Below are 14165 nucleotides of genomic sequence, written 5' to 3' on the forward strand. Positions count from 1 at the left end.
GTGCGGGTGCTGGGCGAGGACCACCCCGACACGCTCACCTCCCGCAACAACCTCGCCGGCGCCTATATGTCGGCGGGGGACCTCGGGCGGGCCATCCCGCTGTACGAACAGACCCTCACCGCCTCCGCGCGGATGCTGGGCGAGGACCACCCCGACACGCTCACCTCCCGCAGCAACCTCGCCGGCGCCTATATGTCGGCGGGGGACCTCGGGCGGGCCATCCCGCTGTACGAACGTGCTTTTGCAGGCTCTGTCCGCCTTCATGGCGGCAAGCACCCCACTACGTTGCGAATCCGCGGCAACCTCATGGCTGCATACCTGGCACGTCACTAAATACGGTGGCGCCGCTCTCTCTTACGAAGTCTGGTCGGTCTATCCCTGCTCCAATTTCAGCTGATAGTCGCGGCTTCGCGCTTGCCTTCGATCATCGTTGGCGCGGCCATCGGAGCCGTGTTCTTCAAGGAGCGGTTCGGGGCGCCGAGGATCGCCGCGGCCGGGCTGCTCGTCGTCGGGATCGGGCTGATGCTGCACGCCGGATAGACAAGCCCAGGCGCACCGGGTGGTCTATGGGCGTACCGCCACCGCGTCCACCTCGAAGAGCATCCCCGGCAGTGCCAGCGAGGCGACACCGCTGAGCGTCTGTGCCGGGAGCCGGGTGCCGAAACGGGCGTGCAGCGCCTTGCCGAGGGTCTCCAACTTGTCGAGGTCGTGGTCGACGATGAACGTGCCGAGCCGCACCACGTGTTCGTAGCCGAGGCCGACTCCTTCGAGCGCGGAGCGCAGCCGGTCGAAGGCGAGGTCCACCTGGGTCGCGAAGTCGCCGGGGACGGGAGCGCCGGTGGCGTCGGACGCGTACTGGCCGCCGATGTAGACGGTTTCGCCGGGCGCCGACACCGCGTGGCTGTAGCCGAAGGGTGTCGGGTCGTGCAGGGCGGGCGGGTTGGTGATCGTGCGCTGGTCGGAGGTCATGTCGGGGCCAACGCCGGGCGGGCACCCGCGATTCCGGCAGGCGGTCGCACGCGCCTGCTCAGGACGTCGGGGCCGCGTAACAGCGGACGTTCACCCGTTGCCCCGGGTCCCATTCCTGCTCCACCTCCGCCAGCAGCGTCCAGCCCAGACGCTCGTACAGGGCCGCCGCCGCTGTGTCTGTCGATGCCACGTCGAGTACGGGGTGCAGGGCGCGGGACTTCGCCTCTGCCACCGCCCGGGTCATCAGCGCCGCGCCGATTCCCCGGCCCCGGGCCGCCGGATCGACGTACAGACGGTTGATCACGGCCGTCGGGCCCCGGTTCCACAGGGACGCCGACGCGTCGTCCTCCTCGCTGCGGGAAAGGACGATGTGGCCGATGATCCCCTGACCGACCGACTCTTCCGCCACCCACACCGCGAGGAGCGAGCGCGGGGTCAGCCAAGTGGCCGGGTCGGTCGGCCAGTTGAGGGGATACGCGTTCTGCTCGTGGATCGTCGCCAGCACCCGTACACAGGCGTCGAGGTCGGCCTCCGTGCGGGGGCGGATATGGAAAGAGGCTGTCTGCGGGGCGCTGTCGGCTGTCACGCGCGCAGGTAAGCACGTACGCCGGACAGGTCGTGGAGGCGCATGCTGTTGCGGTCGGTCACCGAGCGGCCGAGGGCGTGGTGGGGCCAGAGGCCGCCTGCCGTGAGGCGGCTGCGTTCGACCCAGGCGCGGGCCGGGACGCTGCTGTTCTTGTAGTAGTTGAGGGCGTAGCCGCCGGTGTGGACGCGCAGGAGGCAGAAGCCGCCCGGGTAGTCCTTGACCGCGCTGACCTCCTGCTGGGTGACGTGCGGCGCGCCCGTCAGGACCGTGCGCTTGTTGCGGTGGGTGTGGCCCGCGTGGTGGAGGAAGACACCGGGGGAGGCGGAGTAGGCGTCGACGATCGAGCGGGCCTGGCCGCGGTCGAGGCGCTGACCTCGCCCCATGGGGAAGACCGAGTCCCGTGTGGTGAGCGGGTGATGGCCGAAGACGACGGTCGGCTGGTCCCGGTCACGCCTCAAGTCGGTCTGGAGCCAAGCCAGTTGCTCTGCGCTCAGCCCGCCCGCGTCGCCGCCGTTGCCGTTCTTCTCGTAGGTGTCCAGGCCGATCAGGCGCAGACCGCCCAGGTCGCGCGCGAAGTAACCGGGGCCGTCGGCGCCGCCCAGGAATCCGTCGCGGAAGGAGTCGTCGGGGTGCCTCGGGCGGTCGTGGTTGCCTCGTACGACGAAGTAGTCCCGTCCGTGGGTGCCGAACCCGTCCAGGATGCGACGGGCCTCGGCCAGGTCCCGGGGTGCGCCCGCCGCCGAGATGTCCCCGGCCGCCAGCAGGACGTCCGCCCCGCGCCGGTGGGCCTCCTCGACCATCGCCCGGCTCATGATCTCCGGGTACGGGTCGAGGCCGGGCCGCTGCGAGACCCCGCGCAGCATCGGCACGCCCGCCACCCGGCCCGCCGTGGTCTCACCGAGGTGCAGGTCGTTGCAGAGCGCGATGGAGAGGAGGTGGCGGCCGGGCGGTGGTTGCGGGGTCGTGAAGGAGTAGGGGCCACCGTGCGAGCCCAGGCCGTGCAGTGAGGTGCCCACCGCGTTGCCGCGCACCAGGTGCAGGGGGGTCGGGGTGGCCGCCCGGCCGCGCGAACGGGCCTGGTAGTAGTACGTCTGGCCCGGTTCCAGGTCCGTCAGCTCGACGTAGTGGTGGGCGGTCGGGTGACCCTCCGACGCCGTGCGGTCGAGGTGGGCGGGGTGGGTGCCGTACACGACCTCGCCCTCGGTGACGGCGGGGACCAGGTGGCCGAATCCGTCGTCGGTGCCGGGCACGACCGTGTACCAGGTGATGACGGCGCGGTCCTCGGTGAGCGTGACCAGCTCCAGGTGGAGGGCCGTCACGACGTCGGCGCGCGTGACGCGTTCCTGGCGCGCGGCGAGCGCGGACCGCAGGACGGCGGGCGTGAGCAGCGCGCCGGATCGGACGAGGTCGCGGGGGGCGGGGAACGCCGCCAGGGCGGCGAGGGGAGCGGAGAGACAGCAGCGCATGATCGGAACGTGCCCGTTGCCCGTTAACGGCTGCCGTGGAGGCGGGGGCGGCCGGAGGTATGGGGCACGACAACTCCTTGGCGTCGGTGCGGTCGGATGTCGTCGGGTGCGGTCGGTGCGGGGGTTCTTGAAGGGTACGACTGAGGGTGGGCGCACATCCCGCACCCGGGGCGATCGCGACGAACGTCACACAACGGACGCCGCGCCCTACAGCCCCGGCTCCACCACTCCCCGCACCGCCCGTACCAACGCCTGCGCCCGTCCGTCCGCCGTCACGCTCTTGCGGAAGCCGTTCGTCACGTACCCGAACGCGATGCCCGACCCGGGGTCGGCGAAGCCGAGCGCGCCGCCGCGCCCCGGGTGGCCGAAGGAGCCGTGGGTCAGGAGCGGCGAGGCGCTGCCATGCAGCATGTAGCCGAGGCCGAAGCGGGTGCCGATGACCAGGACGCGGTCCGGGCCCGCCGACTGCTCGCGCCGGGCCAGTTCGACCGTCGCCGGGGTGAACAGGCGGGTCCCGCCGTCGACTTGGCCGATGAGGGAGGCGTAGAAGCGGGCGAGTCCGTCGGCCGTGGCGATGCCGTTGGAGGCGGGGAGGGCGGCGGCCCGGTACGCGGGGTCGTTCTCGTCGGGCAGCGGGGTGATCGCGGCGAAGGCGCGGCTGGTGAGGGAGTCCGGGTCGGCGTAGGCGTCGGCGACGGACCGCTTGGGGCGGGTTCTGAGGCCCGGGCCCGCTGTCTTCGGTGTCCGGGCCCGGCCCACCCGGCCCACGCGTCCTGCCTCAGCCACCGTCGCCGGCAGTCCGATCCACAGGTCGAGGCCGGCCGGCCCGGCGATCTCGGTGGCGACCCAGTCGCCGATCGGGCGCCCGCTGACCCGGCGTACGAGCTCGCCCGTCAGCCAGCTGTACGTCTGGGCGTGGTATCCGTGGTCCGTTCCCGGCTCCCAGGCCGGCGCCTGAGCCGCGACCGCCGCGGCTCCGAGGGCGGGGTCGGCCGCCTGCACCGGCGTGAGGGGCCGGTCGAGCACCGGGACGCCCGCGCGGTGCGAGAGCAGGTGCCGTACGAGGGCGCGTTCCTTGTCCGCCGCCTTGAACTCCGGCCAGTACTCGCCGACGGGAGCGTCCAGGTCCAGCTCGCCGCGCTCGGCCAGCATCAGGAGTACGGCGGCGGCGACACCCTTCGTCGCCGAGCGCACGATCTGCGCGGTGCCGTGCTCCCAGGGCGCCGCGCCGGACCCGGACCCGGCGTTTTCCGCATCCCCGTCGAAGTCCCGCACTCCGGCCCACAGGTCGACGACCCGGCGCCCGTCCCGGTACACGGTGACGGCGGCGCCGCGCTCGCCGCCGGTCGCGAAGTTCCGTACGAACGCGTCTCTGACCGGCTCGAAGCCCTCGGCCACCACGCCGTTCACGTCTATGTTCAAGTCCACCAGGTCCACGCCGATGTAACGCGCACCTACCCGCTCTCGATTCCTCGGCCCAGAAGGAAACCGGAGGATCAGCCCAGGATGATCGTCACATCGATGTTGCCCCGCGTCGCGTTCGAGTACGGGCAGACCATGTGTGCCGCGTCCACCAGCTTCGACGCGATGTCCTGGTCCAGGATCGGCAGCGAGACGCTCAGGGCGACCGCGAGGCCGTAGCCGCGCTGCTTGTTGGGGCCGATGCCGACCTTCGCGGCGACAGTGGAACCGGTCAGGTCGTAGCCCTCGCGGCGGCCGACGAGGACCAGCGCGTTGTGGAAGCAGGAGCTGTAACCGGCCGCGAACAGCTGCTCCGGGTTGGTGCCGTTGCCGTCGCCGCCCAGCTGCGGGGGCATCGCCACCTTCAGTGCGAGCTGGCCGTCCTGGCTGGTGACATCGCCGTCCCGGCCGCCGTGGGCGGTGGCCTCGGCGACGTACATGATCTTCGTCGGACGGCTGTCCGGACGAGTCTCGGTATTGGCCTCGATACCGGCCTCGGTACGGACCTCGACGTCGATACCGGCGTCAGTCACGGCAGAACCTCCCCCAAAGCGGACAACGGGAACATGTGCAGATACTGCGAAGAGCGCAACTACATCGTGCACAAGGTACCGGCTGGTAGGGATTTCTATTACCCGGGGGTAGGAGCCGTCGGCAACCTCAGGTCGGTGGCTGACCCCAGTTCGAACGGGACCGGGACCGGTCCGCCACCCCCTGTGCCCGGTGCGCCAGCTCCCGCAGCTCGCCCCGCAGCCGTGCGACCTCGCCCCCGCTCAGCTCCGTCGCCGCGAGCAGCGCACCCGGTACGAGCGCCGCGCGCTCCCGGAGTTCCGCGCCCCGCCCGGTGACGCGGACGGACACCGACCGCTCGTCCAGCACCGACCGCTCCCGACGGACGAGTCCCGCCGTCTCCAGCCGCTTGAGCAGCGGCGATACCGTGCCGTAGTCGAGGCACAGGGCGGAGCCCAGCTCCTTCACGGTCATCTCGCCGCGCTCCCACAGGACCAGCAGCACGAGGTACTGCGGGTAGGTGAGCCCCAGCTCCTCCAGGAGCGGGCGGTAGGCGGCGGTCACCGCGCGCTGGGCCGCGTACAGCGCGAAGCACAACTGGTCGTCGAGGCGCGGCGACCCGGGACCGTATGTGTCGTTGTGCGCGTCCTCTTGTTCGATCACGCGACCATTGTCCACGTGTCCATCGTCACGTGGGGCGGGCGGTGTGGACCGTGGGGGCGGCGGAGGCAGCGGGGACGGAGCGCGGGTCGAAACCGTAGGGCAGTTCCAGGCGGTGGGCGCGCATCAGGTCGTCGTCGGCCAGGAGGTCGCCGGTGCGTCCGTCGGCGGCGATGACGCCCTCGCTGAGGATCAGCGCACGCGGGCACAGCTCCAGGGCGTACGGCAGGTCGTGCGTGACCATGAGGACGGTGACGTCCAACGACCGCAGGATGTCGGCCAGTTCGCGGCGCGAGGCGGGGTCGAGGTTGGAGGACGGCTCGTCGAGGACGAGGATCTCGGGTTCCATGGCGAGTACGGTCGCCACCGCCACCCGGCGCCGCTGTCCGAAGGAGAGATGGTGCGGCGGCCGGCCGGCGAAGTCCGCCATGCCGACCAGGTCGAGGGCGGTACGGACGCGCCGCTCCAGTTCCTCGCCCTTCATCCCCGCGGCGGCGGGCCCGAACGCGACGTCCTCGCGGACGGTCGGCATGAAGAGCTGGTCGTCGGGGTCCTGGAAGACGATCCCGACCTTGCGTCGGATTTCGGCCATGTGCCGCTTGCCGACGGGCATCCCGGCCACGGTGACCGTCCCCGCGCCCCCGGTGAGGATGCCGTTGAGGTGCAGCACGAGCGTCGTCTTACCGGCCCCGTTGGGCCCGAGCAGCGCCACCCGCTCACCGCGCCCGACGGAGAAGTCGACGCCGAAGAGCGCCTGGTGGCCGTCGGGATAGGCGTAGGCCAGCCCGGCCACTTCGAGCGAGGGAGAGAGGGAGTGGGAGAGGGAGGGTGAGGGCGAGGGCGAGGTTGTCACAGTGACCATCCCAGCAGACAGACGGCGAGTGCGGCGACGGGAAGGGCGAAGGCGTACGACCACTGCGCGCGGGACGCGGTCACCTCGTCGATGACGGGCATGGAACCGGTGTACCCCCGGCTCACCATGGCCAGATGTACGCGCTCGCCCCGCTCGTACGACCTGATGAACAGCGCCCCGGCGGACTTCGCCAGTACCCCCCAGTGCCGGACTCCGCTCGCCTCGAACCCGCGTGACTCCCGGGCGATCCGCATCCGCCGCATCTCGTCGGCGATGACATCGCCGTACCGGATCATGAACGAGGCGATCTGCACGAGCAGCGGCGGGAGCTTGAGGCGTTGCAGCCCGAGGAGGAGTTCGCGGAGTTCGGTGGTGGAGGCGAGGAGTACGGAGGTGGCGACGCCGAGGGTGCCCTTGGCGAGCACGTTCCAGGCGCCCCAGAGGCCGCCCACGCTGAGCGACATGCCCAGCACCTCCACCCGCTCGCCCTGTGCCACGAACGGCATGAGCACGGCGAAGGCGACGAAGGGGATCTCGATCAGCAGCCGCTTGAGCAGGAACGCGGCGGGCACCTGGGCGGCGCGGGCCACGGCCGCCAGCAGTACGGCGTACACCGCGAAGGCCCACACCGCCTCCCGGGGCGTGGAGACGACCACGATCACGAAGGCGAACGCGGCGGCGAGCTTGGTGTGCGGCGGCAGCGCGTGCACGGGGGAGTGCGCGTGCCGGTAGAGCCGGTGGGCGTGGCCCGCGCCCATGTCAGACGCTCGCGCTCGGGGTGGCGGCCGAGCTCGCTGTGACGTCCTCGTCGGTACGGCGCCTGCGCACCGCCCAGAAGACGCCGGTCCCGGCGACGATCGTGACGCCGACGCCGATCACGCCGGCGAGGCCGCCGGAGAGGCGGCCGTCGGTGATTCCCTCGACGGAGTAGTCGGCGAGCGGGGAGTCGGCGGCGGCGTGGTCCTCGGCCTTGGCGTCGATGCCCTTGTCGGCGGCGACCTTCTCCAGGCCGTCGGGGCTGGCGGAGGCGTAGAAGCTGACGCCGCCGGCGAGGACGAGGGAGGCGGCGAGGCCGGTGAGCCAGACGTTGCGCGTGCGGTGGGAGGGGGTGGCCACCGGGATCGGTTGCTCGGGTGCCGCGTCCACCAGCTCGCCGCCGACCCGCAGTTGAAGCTTCTGGCGCAGGCCGCGGGCGCCGTACACGAGATCCGGTCGTACGGCGATGACGGCGCCGACCGTGAACGCGGTGATCGCGGCCTCGCCGAGCCCGATCAGGACGTGCACGCCCACCATGGCGGTGAGGACCCGGCCGATCGGTACGTCCGTCGTGCCGCCGATCGCGTAGACGAGCGTGAAGGCGAGAGCGGCGGCCGGCACGGAGAGCGCGGCGGCGACGAAGGCGGAGACGGTGACCGAACGGCGCTTCTTGGGGAGCACCTTCACCAGTCCGCGGAAGACGGCGTAGGAGACGACCGTCGTGACGACGGCCATGACCGTGATGTTCACGCCGAGCGCGGTGAGGCCGCCGTCCGCGAAGAGGATGCCCTGCATGAGCAGGACGACGGACACGCACAGGACCCCTGTGTAGGGGCCCACGAGTATCGCGGCCAGTGCGCCGCCGAGCAGATGTCCGCTGGTCCCGGCCGCGACCGGGAAGTTCAGCATCTGCACGGCGAAGATGAACGCGGCCACCAGACCGGCGAGCGGCGCGATCCGTTCGTCCAGTTCGCGCCGGGCGCCGCGCAGGCTCACGGCGACGGCGCCGGCGGCGACGACTCCGGCCGCTACGGAGACGGGGGCGTTGATGAATCCATCAGGCACATGCACCGTTCGATGATAGTGGCTTGTTGCGAACGTCTCGCAAGAGCGATGGGAAAGCAGTTTGCTGCATATTTGGGAAAACATGCGACATTGGAGAGGAAGCGGAAGCGGATTCATAGCTTCTGCACAGGTCACGCAGCGTAAGGGGCCGTCCGATGTCCGTAGTCGAGCAGTACGCGCGAGCCCATATCGTCACGGCCACCCCGGACGACTACGGCGACGACCGCGACGCGGTCCCCGTGGTCCTGCGCTACGACCCGGACGCGGATCCGCGCGCGGTACGCATCGGTCTGCCCGGCCCGCACGAGTGGACGTTCTCGCGCTCCCTCCTGGAGGAGGGGCTGCGGGCGCCGGTGGGGTCGGGGGAGGTGAGGGTGTGGCCGTGCGGGCGGGTGCAGGCGGTGGTCGAGTTCCACTCGGCGGGGGGTGTGTCGGTGGTGCAGTTCGAGACGAAGACGCTGACGAGGTTCTTGCGGCGTACGTATACGGCGGGGGCGCGGGTTGCCGGCTGACGCCGGGCGCGCCCCTCCCGGATCAGGAACCCGCCTTCAACAGCGCCGCGACGATCGGCCCCGCCGTGCTCCCCCCGTGGCCGCCGGACACGACCACGCCCGCGCCCGCCAGGTCTCCGCGGTACGCCGTGAACCAGCCGTTCGGCTTGTCCTGGCCGTCGACCTCGGCCGAGCCCGTCTTCGCTCCGTAGTCCGGGCCCAGACCGGCCATCGCCTCCGCCGCCGTTCCGTACGCCGCCGTGTACTGCAGCAGCTCCCGCAGTTGCGACAGCGTCGACGACGACATCGTCCGGGAGGCCTTCGCCAACGTACGGCCGTCCACGTCCGCCGAGACCAGATAAGGCTGCCGGAACACGCCGGACTCCACCGTCGCCGCCACCGACGCCATGTTCAGCGGGTTCATCCGCACCCCGCCCTGCCCGATCAGCGACGCCGCCATCTGCGCCTGCGACTGCACCGGCACCGAGCCGTCGAAGGTCGAGACGCCGACCGCCCAGTTGTTCATGCCGAGGCCGAACACCTGCTGCGCCTGCTTGGTCAGGCTGTCGTTGTCGAGTTCCTTCGCCTGGCTGATGAAGGCCGTGTTGCAGGACCGCGCGAAGCTCGCCTTGAACGTGCCGCCCTTGATCTCGAACTCGTCGTCGTTCTGGAACTTCCAGCCGCCGTACGTCGAGTACTTCGGGCACGGGTGCGCCTTGTCGGGCGACGCCAGTTCCTTCTCGATGAGCAGTGACGACGTGATGACCTTCATCGTCGAACCCGGCGCCAACGAGCCCTGGAACGCGGTGTTGAAGCCGTGCGACTGGTTCGCCACCGCCAGGATCTCGCCCGTCGACGGGCGCATCAGCACCACCGACGCCTTCGGCTTTTTCGCGACCTGTGCCTCCGCCGCCGCCTGCAGACTCGGGCTCAGCGTCGTCTTCACGGTGCCCGGTGTGCCCTTGCTCAGCTCCAGCAGCGTCTTGTCGGCCGACTTCGCCGCCTTGGACGCCTTACCGCGTACGACCTGGAGCTCGATGCCCGCCTTGCCGCCGGCCTTCTTGCCGTACTTCTCCCTGAGGCTGTCCAGGACCGTGCCCAGCGACGGGTACTTGGCGAGCGTCAGCTCACCGCCGTCCCGGTCGACGGCCTTGATCGGCGGGGTGCCGGACTCCCCGGTGAGGAGCTTGTCGCCGTCGGCCAGGTCGGGGTGGACGACCGACGCGTGCCAGTCGACCAGCGGCTTCCCGTCGGACGTACGCCGGACCACGGTCAGGGCACTCTCGTACGCCAGCGGCTTGCTCGTGCCGCCGTACGTCACCGTGCCCTTGACCGAGAAGGGGACCTTGGCACCCGTCGCCGTGCCCGGTGTGATCGTCACGCCGGTGATGTGGGCGTCCTTGGTGTAGCCGGTGAGGAGGCTGGTGGCCGCCGTGGTCGTATCCGTCGTCGCGGCTGCCGCCTGGGCGACCTTGCCCGACTGCCAGGCCGTCAGGAACTGCGTGGCGACCGCCTTGACCTGGGTCGCCGACACCGGACCCGACGGCACCGACGGCTTCCGGTCGGCCGAAGTGGCCGTCGAGGAGCCGTCCTCGGCCGCCGCTCCGCCGCCGTACAGCCCGTAGACGCCGAAACCGGCGCCGCCGACGACCACGGCGATCATCCCGCCGATCACGGCGGGCCTGGTCCTCGGTGCGCTCTGTCGCTCGGTGACGCGCCTTCTCTTGCCCACAGCTCTCGAACCTCCGCGAAATCCTCAGGGTCCCCGTTGCCCTCATCCACCTCAACGACAACGACCACCCTAGAGTCCCGTACTGTGCGGGTGAGTTCAGCCAGCTGTCCGTAGCACGGCTGCGACAATCGGCCCGGCCGCGTCGCCACCGTGGCCGCCCTCCTGGGTCATGGCCGCCGCCGCGATGTCGCCCCGGAATCCGGTGAACCAGCTGTTGGACTTGGCCTGTCCGTCCACCTCGGCGGACCCCGTCTTCGCCCCGATGTCACCGCTCAGGCCTGCCATGGCCTGCGTCGCGGTGCCCTGAGTGGCCGTCATCCGCATCATCTCCTTGAGCTGCGCGGACGTGCTCGACGGCAGCCCTTTCGCCTCCGCCAGCTGACGGTTGTCCAGGTCCGGCGAGACGAGGTACGGCTGCCGGAACTCGCCCGTGATCGCCGTCGCCGTCACCGACGCCATGTTCAGCGGGCTCATCTGGACCTGGCCCTGGCCGATCGCGTTGGCCGCGCGGTCCGGGCCGGGGGAGGCGGGGACGCTGCCGTCGAACGAGGCGATCCCGGTCTTCCAGTTGTCCCGCCCGAGCCCGAACCGCTCCTGGGCCTCGGTCGTCAGCGACTCGTCCGTGAGCGGGTTCGCGTCGGTGCCGTCGATCAGCTTGATGAAACCGGTGTTGCAGGAGCGCAGGAAGTCGCCTGCGAGGGTGGCGTTCTCGTTCGGTGCCATGCCCTTGAGGTTGCTGAAGGTCTGGCTCTGCCAGATGGCGGTCTGCGTGCAGGGCGCCGGGCCGTTCATCGACGTCACGCCGTTGTCGATCAGCATCGCCGCCGTGATGATCTTCATCGTGGAGCCGGGCGCCAGCGTGCCCTCGAAGGCCGCGTTGAACTGGTCCGTACGGTGGTTGGCGACCGCCAGCACCTCACCGGTGCTCGGCTGTACGGCGACCACGGAGGACTCGGAGAACTTCAGCACCGCCTGCTCGGCGGCGGCCTGCGCGCTCGCGCTCAGCGTTGTCCTCACCTTGCCCGGGGTGCCCTCGGAGAGAGTCAGCAGTGAGGTGTCGGCCGTCTCGGCGTCGGCGTGCTGGATCATCAGCTCGATGCCGGGCGTACCGCCCGCCTTGTCGCCGTAACGGGCCCGCAGGGTGTCGAGGACCGGCCCGAGGGACGGGTACTTCTCCTTCGTCAGGACCTTGCCGTCCCGGTCCGTGGCCTCGATCGGCGCGCTCGTGGCCTGCTCGGTGATCAGGCGGTCCCCGGACACCTTGAGGCCGGGATGGAGGACCGACGGCTTCCAGTCGACCAGCGCCCGCCCGGTCGTCGTACCCCGGACGATCGTCAGGCTGCTCGTGTAGGCGAGCGGCTTGCTCTTGCCCTGGTAGGACACCGTGGCCTTCACCGAGAACGGCACAGTGGCTCCGGTGGCCGTCCCGGGGGTGATCCTCACGCCGGTGATGTGCGCTTTCGCGCTGTAGTCGCCGATCAGGTTGGCCGCCGGTATGGCGTTGTCGGTGAGGTCGGCGGCGGCCTGCGCCTGCCCCTTCTCCCAGGCCGCGAAGAACTTCTCGCTGGCCTCCGCGATCTCGTCCTTCGACGGCGGCCCGGTCTTCACGCTCTCCGTACCGCTGTCCTCGCTGAGGGCGGACACGACGTTGAACGCGCCGTACCCGGCCCCGCCGACCATCACCGCGAACACGGTCCCGACGATGGCGGCCTTCGCTCCCTTGCGCATGGGTGTTCCCCTCCCCGTTGGCCCATGCACTGTAAGTGGCCTGAGGGGCTGCTGTGAGGAGAGTTTCCGTCTCTGTCCCAACTCTTGTCCGAAGAGTGACTACACCCAGGTATCCAGCCACATACGTGAACGCCAGGAGTCGATGGGAATCGCCGTCCCGGTGTACAGCGGCCAGAAATAAATAAAGTTCCAGGCGATCAGCAGGACCAGCACACCCGCGCCCGCCGCTCCCGCGACCCGGCGGCGTTCGCTCGACCCCGGTGGGCCGACGATCGCGCCGATCATCATCGCCAGGGCCAGGCAGAGGAAGGGCAGGAAGACGATCGCGTAGAAGAAGAAGATCGTGCGCTCCTGGTACATGAACCAGGGGGCGTAGCCCGCCGCGATCCCGCAGGCGATGGCGCCCGCCCGCCAGTCCCGTCGGAACAGCCAGCGGTACAGGACGTACAGGACCGCGAAGCAGGCCGCCCACCACAGGAGGGGCGTGCCGAGGGCCAGGACCTCGCGGGCGCACTGTTCGCCCGCGTTGGTGGGGCAGCCGCCCTTGCCGGGTTCGGGGGACTCGTAGAAGAACGAGACCGGGCGGCCCAGGACCAGCCAACTCCACGGGTTCGACTGGTAGTTGTGCGGCGTGTGCAGGCCCACGTGGAACTCGTACACCGCGTGCTCGTAGTGCCAGAGGCTGCGCCACCAGTCGGGGAGCCAGGTCCAGTCGCCGCCCTTGCCCTCGGTCGCGGCCCAGTCGCGGTAGTAGCCGCCTTTGCCGTTCGACGGGGAGAGGATCCAGGCCGTCCAGGAGAGGAGGTACGTGAGGACGGCGACCGGGACCGTGGCCAGGAACGCCCAGCCCAGGTCGTGCTTGATGACCGCCTCGTACGGGTGGCGGGCGCCGGCGACCTTGCGGGTGCCGACGTCCCACAGCACCGCCATCACGCAGAACGCGACCAGGATGTACAGGCCGTTCCACTTCGTGCCGATGGCCAGGCCCAGCATCAGGCCCGCGAGCCAGCGCCAGGGGCGCACGCCGAAGCGCGTCGTGTGGGCGATGTGCGCGTCCGGTCGTACGGTGCCGTCCGCGTCCGGTGGGAGCGCCGCCGCGAGCCGTTCCCGTGCCTTGTCGCGGTCGACGACCAGGCAGCCGAAGGCGGCGAGGACGAAGAACTGCAGGACGCCGTCGAGGAGCGAGGTACGGCTCATCACGAAGGCCAGGCCGTCCACCGCCATCAGCGCGCCCGCCAGGCAGCCCAGGAAGGTGGAGCGGAAGATGCGGCGGCCGACGCGGCACAGGATCAGGATCGAGAGGGTGCCCAGCAGCGCCGTCATGAAGCGCCAGCCGAACGGGTTGAACCCGAACATCCATTCGCCGAGCCCGATGACGTACTTGCCGACGGGCGGATGCACGACATAGGCCGGATCGGACGGGATCGCCACGTGCCCGTCGGTCTTCAGGATCAGGTCGTTGACGTCCTTGTCCCAGTTGACCTCGAAGCCCTTGTGGAGGAGGCCCCAAGCGTCCTTCGCGTAGTACGTCTCGTCGAACATCACCCGCTTCGGACTGCCCAGGTCCCAGAAGCGCAGCACGCCCGCGAGCAGCGTCACCAGCAGCGGGCCGCCCCAGCCGGACCAGCGCGTGATCCGGTCGGTGAGGGCCGGCGGCACCCCGAGGGTGGCCCACAGGCGGGGGTTCGGCTCGGTGTACGGCGGCACCAGCCGATCCCGGACATCGCTTCTCGGCTTCGCCGTGTATCCGTATCGGCGCAGCCGCTGCTGCCACCCCGGGCGCTGCTCTGGCGAGGGGGCGCTGGGCCGGGTGTCCGTGGAGGGCGCGGTACTGGTCACCGCGCCATCGTAGGGAACAGCTCTGTGTGAGTCCCGTGGAAGGGCCCTG

The 14165-nt window shown here is 70.5% G+C and carries 14 protein-coding genes and 1 pseudogene; 3 read left to right on the top strand and 12 right to left on the bottom strand.

Annotation, left to right across the window (positions count from 1 at the left end; genetic code table 11):
* Positions 1-333: tetratricopeptide repeat protein (locus G3I71_RS41625; RefSeq protein WP_164323519.1), on the top strand; the 333-nt coding region annotated here is incomplete at its 5' end.
* Between the two features lie 66 nt (positions 334-399).
* Positions 400-540: pseudogene (locus G3I71_RS41630) on the top strand (EamA family transporter); the annotation flags it as partial.
* A gap of 24 nt (positions 541-564) precedes the next feature.
* On the opposite strand, the gene G3I71_RS41635 reads toward G3I71_RS41630, so the two are convergent.
* From G3I71_RS41635 to G3I71_RS41675, 9 genes are all read right to left on the bottom strand, one after another.
* A complete protein-coding gene (locus tag G3I71_RS41635) occupies positions 565-969 on the bottom strand; it encodes a RidA family protein (RefSeq protein WP_164323521.1) in 405 nt (134 codons plus the stop codon).
* A gap of 58 nt (positions 970-1027) precedes the next feature.
* Complete coding sequence (locus G3I71_RS41640; protein ID WP_164323577.1) at positions 1028-1474, bottom strand: GNAT family N-acetyltransferase; 447 nt, start codon at positions 1472-1474, stop codon at positions 1028-1030.
* Between the two features lie 77 nt (positions 1475-1551).
* The gene (locus tag G3I71_RS41645; protein ID WP_164323523.1) at positions 1552-3021 is read right to left on the bottom strand and encodes a metallophosphoesterase family protein; all 1470 of its coding nucleotides are present in this window, start codon (positions 3019-3021) and stop codon (positions 1552-1554) included.
* Positions 3022-3228: 207 nt separating this feature from the next.
* Positions 3229-4437, bottom strand: coding sequence for a serine hydrolase domain-containing protein (locus G3I71_RS41650; protein WP_164323579.1), 1209 nt, complete (start codon positions 4435-4437; stop codon positions 3229-3231).
* An 80-nt stretch (positions 4438-4517) separates the two neighbouring features.
* Entirely contained in the window at positions 4518-4922 is a 405-nt protein-coding gene (locus G3I71_RS41655; protein ID WP_203732796.1) for an organic hydroperoxide resistance protein, read from the bottom strand.
* Positions 4923-5142: 220 nt separating this feature from the next.
* On the bottom strand, positions 5143-5655 hold the full coding sequence (locus G3I71_RS41660) for a MarR family transcriptional regulator (protein ID WP_164323525.1): 513 nt from the start codon (positions 5653-5655) through the stop codon (positions 5143-5145).
* A gap of 25 nt (positions 5656-5680) precedes the next feature.
* Positions 5681-6514, bottom strand: coding sequence for an energy-coupling factor ABC transporter ATP-binding protein (locus G3I71_RS41665; protein WP_164323526.1), 834 nt, complete (start codon positions 6512-6514; stop codon positions 5681-5683).
* Positions 6502-7263, bottom strand: a complete 762-nt coding sequence (gene cbiQ / locus G3I71_RS41670; protein WP_164323528.1) for a cobalt ECF transporter T component CbiQ — start codon at positions 7261-7263, stop codon at positions 6502-6504. Before cbiQ ends, G3I71_RS41665 begins: the two co-directional genes overlap by 13 nt.
* Before the next feature lies 1 nt (position 7264).
* Entirely contained in the window at positions 7265-8332 is a 1068-nt protein-coding gene (locus tag G3I71_RS41675) for an energy-coupling factor ABC transporter permease (protein WP_164323530.1), read from the bottom strand.
* 149 nt (positions 8333-8481) lie between these two features.
* On the opposite strand from G3I71_RS41675, the gene G3I71_RS41680 reads away from it, so the two are divergent.
* Positions 8482-8838, top strand: coding sequence for an SsgA family sporulation/cell division regulator (locus G3I71_RS41680; protein ID WP_164323533.1), 357 nt, complete (start codon positions 8482-8484; stop codon positions 8836-8838).
* 22 nt (positions 8839-8860) lie between these two features.
* Here the strand turns inward: G3I71_RS41680 and G3I71_RS41685 are convergent, their stop codons facing one another.
* The 3 genes from G3I71_RS41685 to G3I71_RS41695 form a co-directional block, all read right to left on the bottom strand.
* A complete protein-coding gene (locus G3I71_RS41685) occupies positions 8861-10549 on the bottom strand; it encodes a penicillin-binding transpeptidase domain-containing protein (protein WP_164323535.1) in 1689 nt (562 codons plus the stop codon).
* Between the two features lie 96 nt (positions 10550-10645).
* Positions 10646-12277 (bottom strand): penicillin-binding transpeptidase domain-containing protein, encoded by a 1632-nt coding sequence (locus tag G3I71_RS41690; RefSeq protein WP_164323537.1) that lies wholly within the window; start codon positions 12275-12277, stop codon positions 10646-10648.
* A gap of 99 nt (positions 12278-12376) precedes the next feature.
* The gene (locus G3I71_RS41695; protein ID WP_164323539.1) at positions 12377-14116 is read right to left on the bottom strand and encodes a phospholipid carrier-dependent glycosyltransferase; all 1740 of its coding nucleotides are present in this window, start codon (positions 14114-14116) and stop codon (positions 12377-12379) included.
* Positions 14117-14165: the final 49 nt, after the last annotated feature.

Origin of the sequence: Streptomyces sp. SID12501, assembly GCF_010550245.1 — a bacterium.
In the GTDB taxonomy this organism is placed as follows: Bacteria; Actinomycetota; Actinomycetes; order Streptomycetales; family Streptomycetaceae; genus Streptomyces.

Coding starts and splice junctions, on each gene's coding strand:
- G3I71_RS41680 (WP_164323533.1), top strand. CDS start 8,482: ATGTCCGTAGTCGAGCAGTACGCGCGAGCCCATATCGTCACGGCCACC.
- G3I71_RS41690 (WP_164323537.1), bottom strand. CDS start 12,277: ATGCGCAAGGGAGCGAAGGCCGCCATCGTCGGGACCGTGTTCGCGGTG.
- cbiQ (WP_164323528.1), bottom strand. CDS start 7,263: ATGGGCGCGGGCCACGCCCACCGGCTCTACCGGCACGCGCACTCCCCC.
- G3I71_RS41655 (WP_203732796.1), bottom strand. CDS start 4,922: ATGTACGTCGCCGAGGCCACCGCCCACGGCGGCCGGGACGGCGATGTC.
- G3I71_RS41635 (WP_164323521.1), bottom strand. CDS start 969: ATGACCTCCGACCAGCGCACGATCACCAACCCGCCCGCCCTGCACGAC.
- G3I71_RS41665 (WP_164323526.1), bottom strand. CDS start 6,514: ATGGTCACTGTGACAACCTCGCCCTCGCCCTCACCCTCCCTCTCCCAC.
- G3I71_RS41645 (WP_164323523.1), bottom strand. CDS start 3,021: ATGCGCTGCTGTCTCTCCGCTCCCCTCGCCGCCCTGGCGGCGTTCCCC.